This window comes from Polaromonas sp. P1_E3, from assembly GCF_056405935.1.
Map to the genome: position 1 here is coordinate 1 of NZ_JBFUBD010000059.1, position 14,944 is coordinate 14,944.

Consider the following 14,944-nt stretch of genomic DNA (forward strand, 5'->3'; position numbering starts at 1 on the left):
GATGTGCTCAACATCGAGCTGCTGCGCGCCGACGCCAGCTTCAAGGGGCGCGTGGCATATCGGCAGACACCGGCCGGCCCGCAGGCGCAGGTAGCGGGTGATGTGTCGCTGGAAGAGTTCCGCGCCAACACGCTGGCGCCCAGCGAAGACCTTCTCGCCTGGAAGGCCCTGAACCTGCGCGGCCTGAATGTGGCGCTGGACCCGGCCAAGGCCACCCGGGTGGATGTGCGGGAAACCGTGCTCACCGACTTCTTTGCGCGCGTGATCATCCTGCCCGATGGCCGCATCAACCTGCAGAACCTGGTGAAGCCCGGCAAGGACGCGGTGGAGGCCAACGCAAGTGCGGCAGGCGGCGCGGCCACCCTGGCCCTTTCGCCATCATCGGCGCCATCTTTACCGCAAGCGCCATCTGCTACTGAAACGATAGCTGGTGGCGCACAGCCATTGCGGTCCAGCAGCTCAAAAGGCTCAAAATTCGTGTCGGCGGCGCCGGTCAGCCCGGCGGCATCCGCCGCAGCGGCAACAGGCTCCCCTGCGCCCATCATCAACTTCGGCCCCATCAGCCTCATCAACGGCAAGGTGCTGTTCTCCGACCGCTTCGTCAAGCCCAACTACTCGGCCGACCTGAGCGACCTGACAGGCAAGCTCAGCGCCTTTTCATCGGTGGCGCCCACCGTGCCGGGTACCACGTCCACAGTGCCCAGCATGGCCGACCTGGAGCTCCGCGGGCGCGCCGAGGGTACGGCTTCGCTGGAAATCCTGGGCAAGCTCAATCCGCTGGCCAAGCCGCTGGCGCTCGACATCAAGGGCAAGGTACGTGACCTCGAGCTGCCGCCGCTGTCGCCGTACTCCGTGAAGTATTCGGGCTACGGCATCAACCGCGGCAAGCTCAGTGTCGACGTGGGTTATGTGGTGCAACCCGATGGTCGGCTCACCGCCACCAACAAGGTCATCCTGAACCAGCTCAGCTTTGGCGACAAGGTGGAAGGCTCGACTGCGAGTCTGCCGGTCAAGCTCGCGGTGGCGCTGCTGGCCGACCGCAACGGCGTAATCGACATTGACCTGCCCATCAGCGGTTCCCTCAATGACCCGCAATTCAGCCTTGGCCCAATCATCGTCAAGGTCATCCTTAACGTGATCGTCAAGGCCATCACGGCGCCTTTCAGCCTGCTGGCCAATGCATTCGGCGGCGGCGGGGAAGAACTCAGCACCGTGGGCTTTAACGCCGGCAGCGCCGAACTGGGCCCTGAAGCCAAAGCCGGCCTCGACAAAGTGGCCAAGGCGCTGCTAGAGCGGCCATCGCTGCGGCTCACCGTGGTTGGCACCAGCAGCATCGACGCCGAGCGCGACGGTTTCAAGCGCGAGCGGCTCGACGCCCTGGTGCGCGCCGAAAAGCGCCGCACAGTCGCCAAGGAAGGCGGCACCGCCACCGCGGCGGTGAGCATCAGCCCGGCCGAATACCCGGCCCTCCTCAAGGAGGTCTACAAACGCGCCGACATGCCCAAGCCCCGCAACCTGGTCGGCCTGGCCAAAGACCTGCCCGTACCCGAGATGGAAAAACTGCTGCTGGCCGACATCAAGGTGAACGACGATGCCATGCGCGAACTGGCGGTACAGCGCGGCGTGGCCGTGAAAGACTACCTCGCGTCGCGCGATTTACCGCCTGAAAGGCTCTTTCTGGGGGCCGCCAAAGCCGTGCCGCCGGAGGCCAAATGGACACCCCGCGCGGAGCTGAATTTGGCGATGCCTTAGAGTCTGTTCATGATCTATTTGAGGCCACGTTGGGGTGCAATCGGGATGAGTTGGTGGCCCGGATCCCGCCGCATGGGCTACTGCCCATGCAAGGGAACGGGGCGCCAAATCGCCCGATTTCACCCCAACCCGAAGGGCAGGCATTTTTTCGGGCGGTCTGCGGCGTTGCGCTGCTCGCCAATAGCGGGGCTATTGGCAGCGCACCGCGCCTTGCATCCCATCCCGAAAAAATACCTGCGTGACCCCAAATAGACCATGAACAGGCTCTTAAAACAGCGAAAATAGCTCAGTGCTTTATTGATAAAGCTTTTATGGGGCCTTTGGGCCTGGGCGCGCAACACGGGTTGCGGCGCCGGCCCCCCATCCAATCCAACACCCGCTGCTGCCCGCAAAGTCCTCCATTCCCCGGGGAGCCTTGCGGCTGGTGGCACTTATTTTTTTGACCTTGCGTTCCCATGTTTAAATCTTCCAAACCTGAAACCCCCGCCGTGAAAACGCCCACCACCAAGCAGGCCGAGGCCCATCCGCTGGACGGCCTGACCGGCGGCGCCTTCTCTGCGCCCACGTCCGGTGAACGCACGGCGCGCATCCGCACATGGCTGGCGACTGAGCCCACGGCCGAGCAGATGGCTGAGGTCTATAAAGACCTGGCCAACCGCGACAAGGGTGCTGCCAAGCCGCTGAAAGAAAAGCTCGACGAACTCAAGCGCAGCAAGGGCCAGGAAGCCGTGGCCGCCGAATGGGCCGAAAAAGCCCAGGCGCTGCTGGCTGTGCCCAAGCTCAACCTCGCTGACGCCCTGGCCTGGCAGCGTGATGCCGCCAAGGCGGGCGCGCCGCTGTCCAAGGAACCGCTGGCCGGACTGAAGGTTCAGCTGGCCGACCGCGTCAAGACCATTGAAGACCTGCAGCACCGCACCCAGGTGCAGCGCGAGGCCGCTGTGCTGCTGGCCCAGCGCACCGAAGTGCTGTCGCTCAAGCCCTGGCGTGATGCCGAAACCGCCCTCGAATCCCTGCGCGGCGACGTCACGCACTGGCAGTCGCAGGCCGACGAGATCACGCAGGACGCCAACTGGGCCAGTGTGGACGGTAAGTTTCCGCCGCTGCTGGATGCATCGCGCGCGCAGCTGCTGGCCGTGTGGGAGGCCTTCCAGGGCGCGCTCGCGCAGGCCCAGAAGGCCGCTGAAGACGCCGCCGCACCGCTGCCCGCCGTACCCGTGTGGGCCGACGAGCTGCGCGCCGCGCGCGGCCTGCCGCCTGCAGCGGGCGACCAGCCTGCACGCGCACCCAAGGCCAAGATCGATCCGGCCGTGCTCAAAGACATGCGCGAAAAATCTTCCGCCATCGTGCAGGAAGCCCTGAAGCGGCTTGAACATGAAGTCGGTGAAGGCCATGGCAAGTCCACGCCCAAGGTCGCCGCTGACCTGCGCCAGGCTTTGAAAGAAAACATCCGCAACATCGACAGCAAGCTCGAAGCCGCTGCGCACGCCGCACTCACTGCGGCAGGTGAACTCGAAGGCTGGCAGCGCTGGCGCGCCGACCAGATCCGCGAAGAGCTGGTGGTGAAGGCCGAAGCGCTGGTGGCCAAGCCGCTGGGCGGGCGCAAGCAGCAGGAAGCCCTGCGCGCCATGCGCGAACAGTGGAAGACCAGCGACCAGGGTGGCACGCCCAACCACGCGCTGTGGAAACGTTTTGACGATGCCTGCAACGAAGCTCACAAGGTCGTTGAAGCCTGGCTTGAAAAAGTGAAAGAGCAAAGCGAAACCGTCAAGGCCGAACGCAAGCTGCTGATCGATGAAGTGCTGGCATGGGCTGAAGCCAACAAGGGCAACACCGACTGGAAGCACCACATCCGCAGCTTGAACGGCTTTGTCGAAAAATGGCGTGAAGCCGGCCACCTGGGTGAAAAGGCCTTTGCCGAAATCCAGCCGCAGTGGAAGGCCGCGATGGACGCCGCGGACGCTCCGCTCACTGCTGCGCGCCATGACAGCATTGCTCGCCGCAAGGCCATGATTGAAGAAGCCAATGTGCTGGGCGCCGAGCCAGTGCTGCGCATTGACGCCGTCAAGTCACTGCAGCAGCGCTGGCAGCATGAAGCGCAGGCCGTACCGATCGAGCGCAAGCAAGAGCAGAAGATGTGGGATGCCTTCCGCAAACCCATCGACGACGCCTTCCAGCGCAAGACGGCCGAGCGCGAAAAAGCCGCAGCCGCATTGGGCGAATACGACCGCATGGTGCTGGAAGCTTCCAAAGCGGTTGAAGCCGCCACCGCCAGCGGCGATGCGCAAAAAATCCACGCCGCTGCCAAGGCGCTGGAAGCCATCGTGCGCGGGCAAGTGCCTGTGCCCGCACCGGCTGCGGCCCCGGCGGCACCGACGGTGGAGGCGGCACTGGCCGACACCAATGCCACCCCGGTTGTGAAGGAAAACGAGGCCGCAGCCCAGGTGGAGCCTGCGCAAGCAGCTACAGAAAACGTAGCAGATGCGCCCGCCGCCACGGAAGCCGCCAGCGAAGCGGCTGCTACCGAATTTGCCGAATCCAGCGAGCCGGCGAGCGCACCCGCCGAACCGGCACCTGCGCCCAAGCCCGCACCCAAACCCGTGGTGGCACGGCGCGGCGATGACCGCCCCGGCATGAAGAAACCCGAGCCGGCAGCTGCAGGGCGCGGCGGCAAGTTTGGCGACCGCAAGGATTCGCGACCCGGCAGCAAACCCGGCGGCCCGCGCCAGAGCACCGACAACAAGTTTGAGCCCTACCGGGAAGGCCGCGATGACCGCGGCCCGCGCGGCAATGATCGCGGAGACCGCAACGCACGCCCGGCCTTTGAAGAGCGCGGCCCGCGTCTGGGCGATGCCGCTTTCCGCGCCCAGCGCGAAGCGTTTGAGGCGGCCAACCAGGCGCTCAAGAAACTCGCGATGCAGGCGCACGGTGAAGTGCTGACGCACCTGCTGACCGCCTGGGAAAAGCGCGACCCCGCGCAACTGCCCAGCGCGCAGGAGCTCGGCAAAGCCGTGCCGCCGGCGGTGCGCAACCGCTGGGTGCAGGCCGTCAGCACGCCCTCGGGCAAGGACGCCTCCGAAGCGCTGCTGCGCCTGGAGATTGCCGCTGAGCTGCCGACACCTGCAGAGCACATCAGCGCGCGCCGCATGCTGCAACTGCAGCTGCTGACCAAGCGCAATGCGCCTGCGCCGGCTGAGACGTGGGGTGAAGACACCGCCCAGGTGTTGGCCGCCGACTTCGACGCCGGCAACGCCAGGCGTGTGCAGAACGTGCTGAAGGCGTTGCTCAAGCGATGAGCCATCCAGCGGCACCCGCACTCGCAGTGCCGCTGGAACGGCCGCAGTCTTTGGGCGAAGAAATCGCCAACAGCGTGAGCCACGGTGTTGCGCTGCTCGCTGCGGTGGTGTCGGCGCCGTTTCTCGTCATCGCCAGCGCGCGCGACGGTGACGTGCTCGATGTGGTGGGCGCCAGTATTTTTGCCGCCACCATGGTGGTGCTGTATTTCACCTCGATGCTGTACCACGCGCTGCCTTCGCTGCGCGCCGCGCGTGCCAAAAAGGTTTTCCAGGTTCTTGACCACAGCGCGATCTACCTGCTGATTGCGGGCACCTACACCCCGTTCACGCTGGGCGTGTTGCGCGGACCCTGGGGCTGGACGCTGTTTGGGCTGGTCTGGGCCATGGCGATTGCGGGCATTGCCGCCAAGGCATTTGCGGGCATCCGCTGGCCGCGCCTTTCAACGGTTCTTTACCTTGCCATGGGGTGGATCGCCATCATCGCCATCAAGCCGATGCTGGAGCTGATCCCGAACTGGGGCTTGTTCTGGCTGGTGGCGGGCGGGCTTTTCTACACGCTGGGCGTCGGCTTCTTTGCCACCGATTCACGGCTGCGCTACGGTCACTTTGTGTGGCACCTGTTTGTCGCGGCGGGTACGGTTTGCCATTTTGTGGCCGTGCTGTATTACGCCGGCTGAAACCCGGCTGGCGGTTGCTATTGAATAGATAGCTGCTTGCGCACGCTGCTATTGGGCTGCAGCCTGATTTATTTGTGAGTTGCCCCGCGACGCGGCTCTGGCCCTGGTGCTCAGGATGCCGCTTCAATCAGGTGGGCAATCCCGTCAAAACCCAGCCGCCGTGCATGCTGCAGGGCGTTAAGCCCTTCCTGATCCACCAGCGCCGGGTTGGCCCCGGCAGCCAGCAGGCGCTGAACGACCGCCGTGTGGCCCTGCATGGCGGCGAGGATCAGCGGGGTGCGGCCTGCAGGGTCGGCTGCATTGATGGGGGCGCCTTGCTGCAGCAGGCGTTCCAGCAGCTCCAGGCGTCCTGCGCGGGCCGCGTCCTGCAGTGCGCCGGCCAGGCGGTTGGGTCCGGCATTCGCTTCCGCACGCGGTGCCTGGTATTGCCGGGCGCTTTCCTGTTTTTGCAGAGGTGCTACGGCGCGTGCCGCGGGCGCGGCGGGCGCCGCTGCGGCAACCGTAGCAGCGGGTGCTGGTGCTGGTGCTGGTGCTGGTGCTGGTGCTGGTGCTGGTGCTGGTGCTGGTGCTGGTGCTGGTGCTGGTGCGGGGCGCGCGGCCGGCGCTGCGGCGGCCATGTCAGCCTGCGCTGGTGACGCCGACAGCGAACCGGCCGCAGCGCCGGCCATGCGCGGTGCCGGTGCAGGCTGTGCATTTTCCTGGACAGCGGCGACCCCTGGTGCGGCAGCGGGGGCCGGTATAGGGGGGCGTGCGGCTGGGGGCGCCGCGGCTGCGAGTGGAGGCGGCGCTTCAGCTTCTTTTTTCTGCACGGCCGGCTCGTTCGCCGGCAATGAGGCCACTGCCTTATCCTGAGCGGGATGAGCCGGTGACTTCAAGGCTGGTTTGGCGGTTTCGGCGGATTGCTTGCGGGCGTCGGTTTGCGCTGCTGGTCTTGGCGGCGCGACCGGTGCTGGTGTCACGATCGCCGAAGGCGTTGGTGCGGCCGCAGGGGAAGCTGCGGGTGGCGGGGAGGCTGGTCTGGATGGGGCCGGCGGCGATGAAGGCGTTGTGGCGCTGGGCTGCCCAAACGCCATTTCTTTTTCCTCGTCGGTGCCGCGGTCAAACTGCAGCACCAGCAGCCCTGTCAGGCCGGCCAGCGCAAAGCCCGCCAGCGCGGAAATTTTCCAGCGCGACTGGTTGGCGGCGGGGCGCTGCGCAGCCTCGGCGGCGGCCGCTTGCAGCGAGCCGGCCTGCTTGCCGGCGTCGATCACCATCTGCGCATGGGCGCGCACGGCGTCGCGCACATGCGCGCCGGGGCGGCGTGTGTCGTCCGCGCTGGCCTCCCGGTAGCGCTGCAACAGCTCGTCGCCGTGCGGGCTGTGATCAGGCTCTGTCATGCAAACTCCTGTAGCTGCTGGCGCAGGCTGTTGCGGGCATAGCGCAGGCGGCTCTTGGCGGTTTCAAAACTCACGCCGGTTGCGGCGGCGATGTCTTCCACGCTCATGCCGGCTTCGGCCTGCAGCAGGAAGGCTTCGCGCTGTTCCAGGGGCAGCCTTTCCACCGCGGCGATCAGGGCCTCGGCCTGCTCGCTGGACTCCAGCCGGCGCACGGGCCCGAAGCCCGAGTCGGCCGCCAGCGTATCGCCAAGGCCCAGGCCTTCTTCATCGTCGCCGTGCCCATCGATGCTGACGTGCTGCTTTGCCGTGCGGAAGTAATCGACCATCCGGTTGTGTGCCATGGTGAACAGCCAGGTTTTGAACTTCGCCGTCACCGTATAGGTGGCGGCGCTGCGCGCCACGGCAAACCAGACATCCTGCAGCAGGTCGTCGGCCACCGCCTGCACCCGCACGCTGCGAAACACATAACGCCACACGCCCAGTTCATGCCGCGCATACAGCACATCAAAAGCCGCCATGTCGCCCGCCGCATAACGCAGCATCAGCGATTCGTCGCTGTCTTCGGCTGCATGGTCGGTGGAGGCACTGGGCATGCGCCAGATTATCACGGCGCAGCGCGCGATCTTCCTCACGACAACAGACCACCGCGCAGGGGCTCTCCAGACCAGCAGGGGCCGCGGAACCGGCTTTGCCGGGCCGCAGGCGCAGCGCCCCCTCGGGGGGCAGAGAGTTACACGAAGTGAGCGACCGTGGGGGCTCAATACCTTGGAGGGTCAGGTACATAAGACGGGTTTCCTGACTGTGGGAACGGATCAGGGACGGGGTTGCGCGCCACGGGTTCGCGGATCACTCCGCTAACGATCAGGTTCTCGCGGCTGTCGTAACGGATGCGGATGACCTCGTTAGGCAGCGCCTGCAGGCGTGCAAAGGTGGTCTGCGATACGAGGGAGTTTTCCCGCGCGCCGTGGCCTGTGCCGAGCTTGGGGGCAGGCAGGGAGGCAGACGGCAGCCTCCTGACCCGGTCTTCGGCTGAGGCTGAAGCTTCTGCGCCGCCGCTTGCGCGGTCGGCCAGCGCCGACTTGCCGGCGGTGGATGATTCCGCCAAAGGCGCGGGCGGAACTGATGAAGGCCAGGGGGCGTTTCGCAGCGCCGGCGACGCATCGGCCTCGCGTTCGCTACGGTCGCGGCTCAAATAGGCGGGCGCCTGGGCGACCGGCTCGGGAGGCTGCTCCCTGAAGAGCGCCACGCCGATCACGCCGACGTTGCCGGGCCTGCCGGTGCGGCCGGCATACGAATCCCCGAGTGCCGAAAATTCGAAGGCGGCGACTTCGCTGCTGCTTTTGCGCCAGCCCGTGACCTGGTATTGCTGCCAGGGCGAAAACACATAACCGGTCTGCTCCCAGGCGGCGGTCTCGCCGCTGAGCACGTTCACGCCGTCGACAGCAGTGACAGCCAGTACGCGCTCACCGAGCTTGTTACGCACGGCAATGGCGTATTTGGCACCGTACTGGCCTGCGACCCAGTATTCGCCGCGGTGGTGGTAAAGGGGCAGCGTGGCACCGGTGTTGCGGTCAATCACCGTCACATCGGCCAGCCGGCCGACGGCTTGTGCGGGAAGGCCGGCCAGGGTGCAGAGGGCCAGCAGGACTGAAGAGGCAAGAAGTGGGGTTTTCATGGGAGCTCCGGAAAAAGGGTGGAGCCCATTGAAACGAAGGCGCGGGGGAAATGGGGTTAAGCCGACCGAAAAGAAGCGAGGCCTGGACGGCTGGCGCTATGTATTTGATAGCTGCTTGCGCCCGGCCATATTGGGTTGAGAGGCACTTTCCTTGAAAAAGTGCCAGTGCGGCGCGCCACGCGGCCGGAAAGCCGCCAGTGGCTTATTTCGGCATGAAAAACTTGTCGAACAGCACGGTCAGGGACGGGAAGTCCTGTGTGAACCGTGTGCGGTTCACAAAGTAGGCTTCGCACGCCACAGCAAAAAATTCGGCCGGTGACCTGGCGCCGTAGGCGTCCAGCCAGGGCGCCTCGGCCCCGAAGCGTGTGGCCATGGCGACTTTTTCGCAAAACCCGTCGTACGCCGGCTGCATGACCGCATGCCAGGAGGTGTGCGCACCGCGCGTGGGCAAGGGCGGGCAGCCGTCCGCGGCGCCGTCGCGCATGTCGATCTTGTGGACGAACTCGTGGATCACCACGTTATGCCCGTGCTCGGCCGAGTCGCCCGCGCCGGCCACATCCTGCCAGCTCAGGGTGACGGGGCCGCCCTGCATGGCTTCGCCGAGCAGCTCTTCGCTGTAGTGATGCACCACCCCGGCCTGGTCGGTCACCTGGCGGCGTGCCAGCATGGCGCCGGGATGCACCACGATACCCTTGAAGTCGTCGTACCAGCGCAGGCCCAGGTGCAATACCGGCAGGCAGGCCTGCGCGGCGATCGCGACCGCCATTTCATCGGTGACTTTCATGCCGTGTGCACCCGTAAATTCCTTTTGCTTCAGGAATTTTTCAGTCAGCACGTTCAGCTGCTGCAGCTCCGCGACCGGCCGCCGGCCCAGGAAAGGGAACCGCAGCAGGGTGTCTACCCACAGGGTTTCAGGGATGGTTTTGTCAGGGGCCTTGTCGCCGCCAAGTGTTCGTAACCAGTTCAGCATAAGGTGGAGGTTGTGGTTAAACGAAATGAAACAAGGGTCAGCACAGCGTAATCCGTTGCAGCCCGCCCGCCGTCAGGCGCAGCACCTCTGCACGCGGCGTCTGGGCACCCACGTCCCAGTCGCTCAGCACTACACGGGAAAGGCCGCCGCCCAGGTCGTGCACGGCAGGCTTGTGCGTATGGCCGTGAATCAGCGTGCGTGAGCCGGCCGCCTGCAACCACTGGCGCGCGGCCTGGGTGTCGACGTCTGCATATTGCACGCCCGACTGCTTGCGCGCTTCGCTTTGCTCGCGCAGCCCGCGCGCAATCGCCTGGCGTTCGGCCAGCGGCCTGGCCAGGAAGGCATGCTGCCATTCAGGGCTGCGGACCTGACGGCGAAAGTTCATGTAGTCGACATCGTCCAGGCACAAGGCGTCGCCGTGCGACAGCAGCCAGCGCCGTCCCGTGCCTGCAGGAAACACCAGCACGGTCGGGTCGGCGAGCAGGGTGGCGTTGCACAGGTCCATCAGGCCCTGGCCCACCAGGAAGTCCCGGTTGCCGTGCATGAAAAACAGCGCCAGCCGGCCGGCGGCATCGCCCATGGCCTGCACGCAGCGGGCGTCAAAGCCGGCGGCGGGGTCCAGCACGTCGCCTTCGACAGCGTCGTCACCGACCCAGACTTCAAACAGGTCGCCCAGGATGAAGACGGCGTCGGCCGGCGTGGTTTCAAGGTAGTGCTGCCAGGCCGCGAAGGTGGCGGGCTCCGAGGCCTGCAAGTGCAGGTCGGAAATGAAATCGACCGTGCGCCACATGGGCGGAGCCATCAGCTCCGCCATGGGGGGCACGGCCTCGGGGTTGTTCACCGGTTGAATTTCGGCAAGCGCGGCCCGAAAGGGCACTCAGGCCACTGCGACGGCTTTTTGGATGATCACGTCTTCCATTGGGACGTCGTCATGGAAGCCCTTGCGGCCGGTCTTGACAGCCTTGATCTTGTCGACGACGTCGGCGCCGGCAACGACCTTGCCAAACACGGCATAACCCCAGCCCGACGGGTTCGGTGCGGTGTGGTTCAGGAAACCGTTGTCAGCCACATTGATGAAGAACTGCGAGGAGGCCGAGTGCGGTGCGTTGGTACGCGCCATGGCCACGGTGTAGTTGTCGTTCTTCAGGCCATTGTTGGCTTCGTTCTCGATTTCGCCGTCGGTGGGCTTTTGTTTCATGCCCGGTTCAAAGCCGCCGCCCTGCACCATGAAGCCCGGAATCACGCGGTGAAACACGGTGTTGGCGTAGTGGCCCTTGTTGACGTAGTTCAGGAAGTTGGCGACGGTCTTGGGCGCCTTGGCGGCGTCCAGTTCCAGCGTGATGACGCCGTATTCGGCGATGTGGAGTTCAACTTTTGGATTGCTCATGATGGTCCTGTGAAGATGTTGTGAGAGGTTTAAAAGGTCGGCAGGCCAAAAGGTCAGTTGACCAGGATGGCCGATTTGATGAGGACGGGCGTCTTGGGAACGTCCGTCGGGAAGGGGCCGCCGGCGCCGGTGGGCACGGCCTTGATCTTGTTCACGACGTCCATGCCGCTGACGACCTTGCCGAACACGGTGTAGCCGTACAGCTGGGGTGCGTTGACGAGCTGGGCGCGCGGGGTGTTTTCGTAGACGCGGCCCTGGTATTCAAATTTCGGAACGGGATCGCCAGGGGGGATCACCGTGGGATTGAGGAAGTCGTTGTCTTTCACGTTGATGAAGAACTGCGACGACGCGGAGTTGGGGTCGTTGGTGCGTGCCATGGCCAGCGTGCCCACGACGTTTTTGGGGCCGCCTTTGGCAAGCGCCTCGCGGCCTTCATGCGGCACGGGCGGCCGGGTCTTCTTCTCGGCGTAAGTAGCATCGTAGCCGCCACCCTGCACCATGAAGTTGGAAATCACGCGGTGGAAAATCGTGCCGTCATAGTGCTTGTCCTTGACGTACTGCAGGAAGTTCTCGACGGTCTTGGGCGCCTTGTCGGGATAGACCTCCACGACAAAGTCGCCTTCGCTGGTGACGAACTTGACCTTGGGCGCACTTTGCGCGAGCGCCGGGCCGGCCAGAAGGGCCAGCCCCGCTGCGGCTGCCGCTGCGAATGCGGCGCGGCGCAAGGGGGAAAAGGCCGCGAGCACGGCAAACCTGTGAACTGCCATCTAAATGGTTCCTTCGAAAAAAATCTTCCACTGGCTACCCTGGCGGACCCAGTACTGGCGTTTGGTGCGCCCGGTTTTGGCGCCCTTGACCAGCTCGCCAAAGGTTACCACCATCGTATCGGTGCTGTCGGTCCAGCGGAGGTAGGACACGTCCTTGAGCTGTATGTCGCGCCCGCCCAGCTGCTTGAGCTCGCTTTGCAGCATCGGCGTCCATTCGGCCAGCGTCTTGCCGTAACTGGAGAAGTCGGGCGTGTACCAGGTCGTGAGCTTGGCCATGTCGCCGCTGGACTTGGCGTTGTGCCAGCTTTGCAGCGCGGTTTCGAACGAGCGGGTGTCGGCCGCCAGCGACTGCGGCGCGACCCATTTGAGGCTGTGGGCAATCACAACGGGTGTGCTGCGCACCTCGACGGTGCGGATGATGCGCTCCAGGTCCGGGTTGGCCAGCACCACGCAGCCGTCGGTGGACAGCGGCGCCCGGGAGAACTGGGCCGGTGGCGTGCCGTGCAACCAGATGCCGCCGCCGGTCTTGCCGCGCTTGACGTCGAGCTGGTTGGGGTAGTTGATGGGCAGCGCGCCCGAGCCGTAAAAGTCGCGCAGCGACTTGGGGTTCAGGTTACTGGTGATGTAGTAGACGCCCACCGGCGTGCGCAGGTCGCCTTCCACAGACTTTTCAATGCCGGACTTGCCGACCGAAATGTAATAGTCCGCCACCAGCTTGAGTCCGGCAGGGGTGTTTTCAAACAGGTAGAGGCGCGACCGGGATGCGTCGACGGCAATGGCGTGCTTGTTGCGCGGTGACAGCACCAGGAACTGCGATGGCACGAGGCCCGGAGCAGGGCGCTCGCGCAGCGCGCGCAGGCGCAACAAAGACTCCTGCCGCAACTCGGCCAGCAGTGCCGCTGCGGACTTGGCTGCGGCGTCAGGAACGTCCCCCGGCGTGCGCACTGGGCGTGTAAAGCCGGCCAGCAAATCGCCATAAACCAGCTGGGCCAGCTGGAAATTGGGATGATCTTTTACGAGGGCTTCGGCCTTGCGCAAGGCTTCGCGCGAGTTGGCCTGGCCGATCAGTTTGTAAATTTCTATCAGCCGGGCTTCTGCTTCGCCGCCACGTGTCTCCTGCGGGGCGGGGGCTTTTGCCGGGGCGGCCCGCTTGGTTGTGTGCGCGCGGGTTTCGGCCCGCGCAGGCAAAAAGGCCAGCGCCAGGCAGGGCGCGATGAGGAAGATCGTTGCGACCGCGTTTTTCATGCGGGCTTCCACGAAAGGTGACCGGCCGGCACAGACGGGCAAGAACAGGCTGGACAATGCACTTGGGTCAGGCCGCCGCCGGCATCAGCCGCCTGTGGATTCCTTGACGATGACCCAGCGATCACCGGCCTTGGCCATTTCCAGCGTCTTGCGGCTGGAGATGTTGATGGAATCGGCGCTGTAGTCCTGCTTGAACCTGGCTGTGGCCTTGGCGCCCTGCACGGCGATGGCCAGGTCGGAGAGTTTCACGCTGATACGCGACTTGCCGACAATGCGCGCGCGGCGGTCTTCTTCCCAGGCCTTGCGTGCCTGCTTGCCGGGCGGCGCGAAATTCTGGCCGTAGCTGCCGAGGTAGCCGTTCATGTCCTTGTCGGACMATGCCYGGGCCCAGCTGCGCACGGCGGCTTCAACTTCTTTTTCGGCGCCTGCTGCCGCGGCGGGCGCAGCGGATGGCGCGGGTGCTGCCGGGGGCACCGGGGTTGCGGCGGCGGGGGCTGCGGCAGGCGCTGGTTTGGCGGCAGGTGCGGGAGCCGGCGCTGGGGAAGGGGCTGCGGCCGGTGCTGCCGCGACGGGCTTGGAAGGGTTTTTGGATTCGGCGGAGAACAGGGTGCGGATCAGTGCCAGCTTGGGGGGAACGGCAGCGTTGCCGCCATCGAGTTGCAGGGCCTTGCTGTAGGCCTGGCTGGCGAGCCTGGCGTAGACGTCGCCCAGGTTTTCGTGCGCGGTGGCATAGCTGGGGTTGGTCCGGATCGCCATTTCCAGCGCTGCGCGCGCCTTGTCGAACTGGCTCTGGCCGGCATACAGCACGGCCATGTTGTTGTAGGGCTCAGGCAGTTCGGGGTAGTCCTCGGTGATCTTGGTGAAGGTCGCGATGGCCTCGTTTGTCTTGCCGGTCTCGGTCTGGATCACGCCCTTGAAAAAACGCATTTGCGGGTCGCGCGGCTTGCTGGCAAGGTACTGGTCAACCTTGGCCTGCGCCTCGGCATACTGGCCGGCACGCATCAGGCGGCTGACGTCGGCGTAGTCGTCGGCGTGGGCCACGGACACCGACAGGGTGGCTACGACGGCCAGCATGCGCAGGGCGGCAGACAGCGGATTGCGTGTAAGGAAGTTTGGCGTGGGCATGGCACTCTCGCGATTTGTTTTAAAGCCCCCGGTGCTGTTTTGGCAGCCGTTGGGCGGAAAGTCAACATAAACAGCCCGGCTTTTCAGGGCGCCCCGGGAGCCGCTGAACGTTGTCCGACGGGCTGGATATACTGGGCGATTGTAACTGAGGGGGGTATAGTTCATGGCCCCCGAAATTGCGTACTTTCCGTTTTTATCGCACGTTTTTGCACGTACGCCGAATGGCCCTTGCCCGCCCGCGGCGTCCGTGAGATAAAGCTTTCTTTCCCTTGCCCGAGCATCGGCGGCTTCCGGCCGATGCCGGGAACCGCAGCATAATTTTCATGAGCCTTCGCATTTACAACACGCTGTCGCGTGCCGTGGAAGATTTTTCCCCGCTTGATCCCGGCCATGTGCGCATGTATGTGTGCGGAATGACGATTTACGACCTGTGCCACATCGGCCATGCGCGCATGATGATGGCCTTTGACGTGGCGCAGCGCTGGCTCAAGGCGAGCGGCCTGAAGGTTACCTATGTGCGCAACATCACGGACATCGACGACAAGATCATCAAGCGGGCGGTCGAGCGCGGCATCACCATCCGCCAGCTGACTGACGAGATGATTGTGGCCATGCACCAGGACATTGGCGCGCTGGGCATAGAGCCGCCGTCGCTGGAACCCCGTGCGACGGAATAC

Annotated in this window: 13 protein-coding genes; 4 read left to right on the forward strand and 9 right to left on the reverse strand. The window is 65.0% G+C overall.

Annotated elements, in window-relative coordinates:
* The 3 genes from AC1D0Z_RS09740 to trhA all read left to right on the forward strand — a co-directional run.
* The coding region (locus AC1D0Z_RS09740; RefSeq protein WP_477658047.1) for a DUF748 domain-containing protein at positions 1-1,752 on the forward strand (1,752 nt) is incomplete at its 5' end.
* Between the two features lie 455 nt (positions 1,753-2,207).
* Positions 2,208-5,045, forward strand: a complete 2,838-nt coding sequence (locus tag AC1D0Z_RS09745; protein ID WP_477658048.1) for a DUF349 domain-containing protein — start codon at positions 2,208-2,210, stop codon at positions 5,043-5,045.
* Entirely contained in the window at positions 5,042-5,722 is a 681-nt protein-coding gene (gene trhA / locus AC1D0Z_RS09750; RefSeq protein ID WP_477658049.1) for a PAQR family membrane homeostasis protein TrhA, read from the forward strand. The genes AC1D0Z_RS09745 and trhA overlap by 4 nt, the downstream gene beginning before the upstream one ends.
* Before the next feature lie 110 nt (positions 5,723-5,832).
* Here trhA and AC1D0Z_RS09755 read toward each other — a convergent pair whose 3' ends face one another.
* From AC1D0Z_RS09755 to AC1D0Z_RS09795, 9 genes are all read right to left on the reverse strand, one after another.
* Positions 5,833-7,098, reverse strand: coding sequence for an ankyrin repeat domain-containing protein (locus AC1D0Z_RS09755; RefSeq protein ID WP_477658050.1), 1,266 nt, complete (start codon positions 7,096-7,098; stop codon positions 5,833-5,835).
* On the reverse strand, positions 7,095-7,691 hold the full coding sequence (locus AC1D0Z_RS09760; protein WP_477658051.1) for a sigma-70 family RNA polymerase sigma factor: 597 nt from the start codon (positions 7,689-7,691) through the stop codon (positions 7,095-7,097). The genes AC1D0Z_RS09755 and AC1D0Z_RS09760 overlap by 4 nt, the downstream gene beginning before the upstream one ends.
* Positions 7,692-7,855: 164 nt before the next feature.
* Positions 7,856-8,773 carry a hypothetical protein gene (locus AC1D0Z_RS09765; RefSeq protein ID WP_477658052.1) on the reverse strand — a complete coding sequence of 306 codons (918 nt, stop codon included), beginning with the start codon at positions 8,771-8,773 and terminating at the stop codon, positions 7,856-7,858.
* A gap of 202 nt (positions 8,774-8,975) precedes the next feature.
* On the reverse strand, positions 8,976-9,743 hold the full coding sequence (locus AC1D0Z_RS09770) for a M90 family metallopeptidase (RefSeq protein WP_477658053.1): 768 nt from the start codon (positions 9,741-9,743) through the stop codon (positions 8,976-8,978).
* A gap of 37 nt (positions 9,744-9,780) precedes the next feature.
* A complete protein-coding gene (locus AC1D0Z_RS09775; protein ID WP_477658059.1) occupies positions 9,781-10,557 on the reverse strand; it encodes a UDP-2,3-diacylglucosamine diphosphatase in 777 nt (258 codons plus the stop codon).
* Positions 10,558-10,620: 63 nt separating this feature from the next.
* Positions 10,621-11,130, reverse strand: coding sequence for a peptidylprolyl isomerase (locus tag AC1D0Z_RS09780; protein ID WP_477658054.1), 510 nt, complete (start codon positions 11,128-11,130; stop codon positions 10,621-10,623).
* A 53-nt stretch (positions 11,131-11,183) separates the two neighbouring features.
* Positions 11,184-11,897: a peptidylprolyl isomerase gene (locus tag AC1D0Z_RS09785; protein WP_477658055.1), complete on the reverse strand. Its 714-nt coding sequence runs from the start codon at positions 11,895-11,897 to the stop codon at positions 11,184-11,186.
* Positions 11,898-13,142 (reverse strand): L,D-transpeptidase family protein, encoded by a 1,245-nt coding sequence (locus AC1D0Z_RS09790; protein ID WP_477658056.1) that lies wholly within the window; start codon positions 13,140-13,142, stop codon positions 11,898-11,900.
* Between the two features lie 84 nt (positions 13,143-13,226).
* Positions 13,227-14,267 (reverse strand): tetratricopeptide repeat protein, encoded by a 1,041-nt coding sequence (locus AC1D0Z_RS09795; RefSeq protein ID WP_477658057.1) that lies wholly within the window; start codon positions 14,265-14,267, stop codon positions 13,227-13,229.
* A 323-nt stretch (positions 14,268-14,590) separates the two neighbouring features.
* On the opposite strand from AC1D0Z_RS09795, the gene AC1D0Z_RS09800 reads away from it, so the two are divergent.
* Positions 14,591-14,944: class I tRNA ligase family protein (locus tag AC1D0Z_RS09800; protein ID WP_477658058.1), on the forward strand; the 354-nt coding region annotated here is incomplete at its 3' end.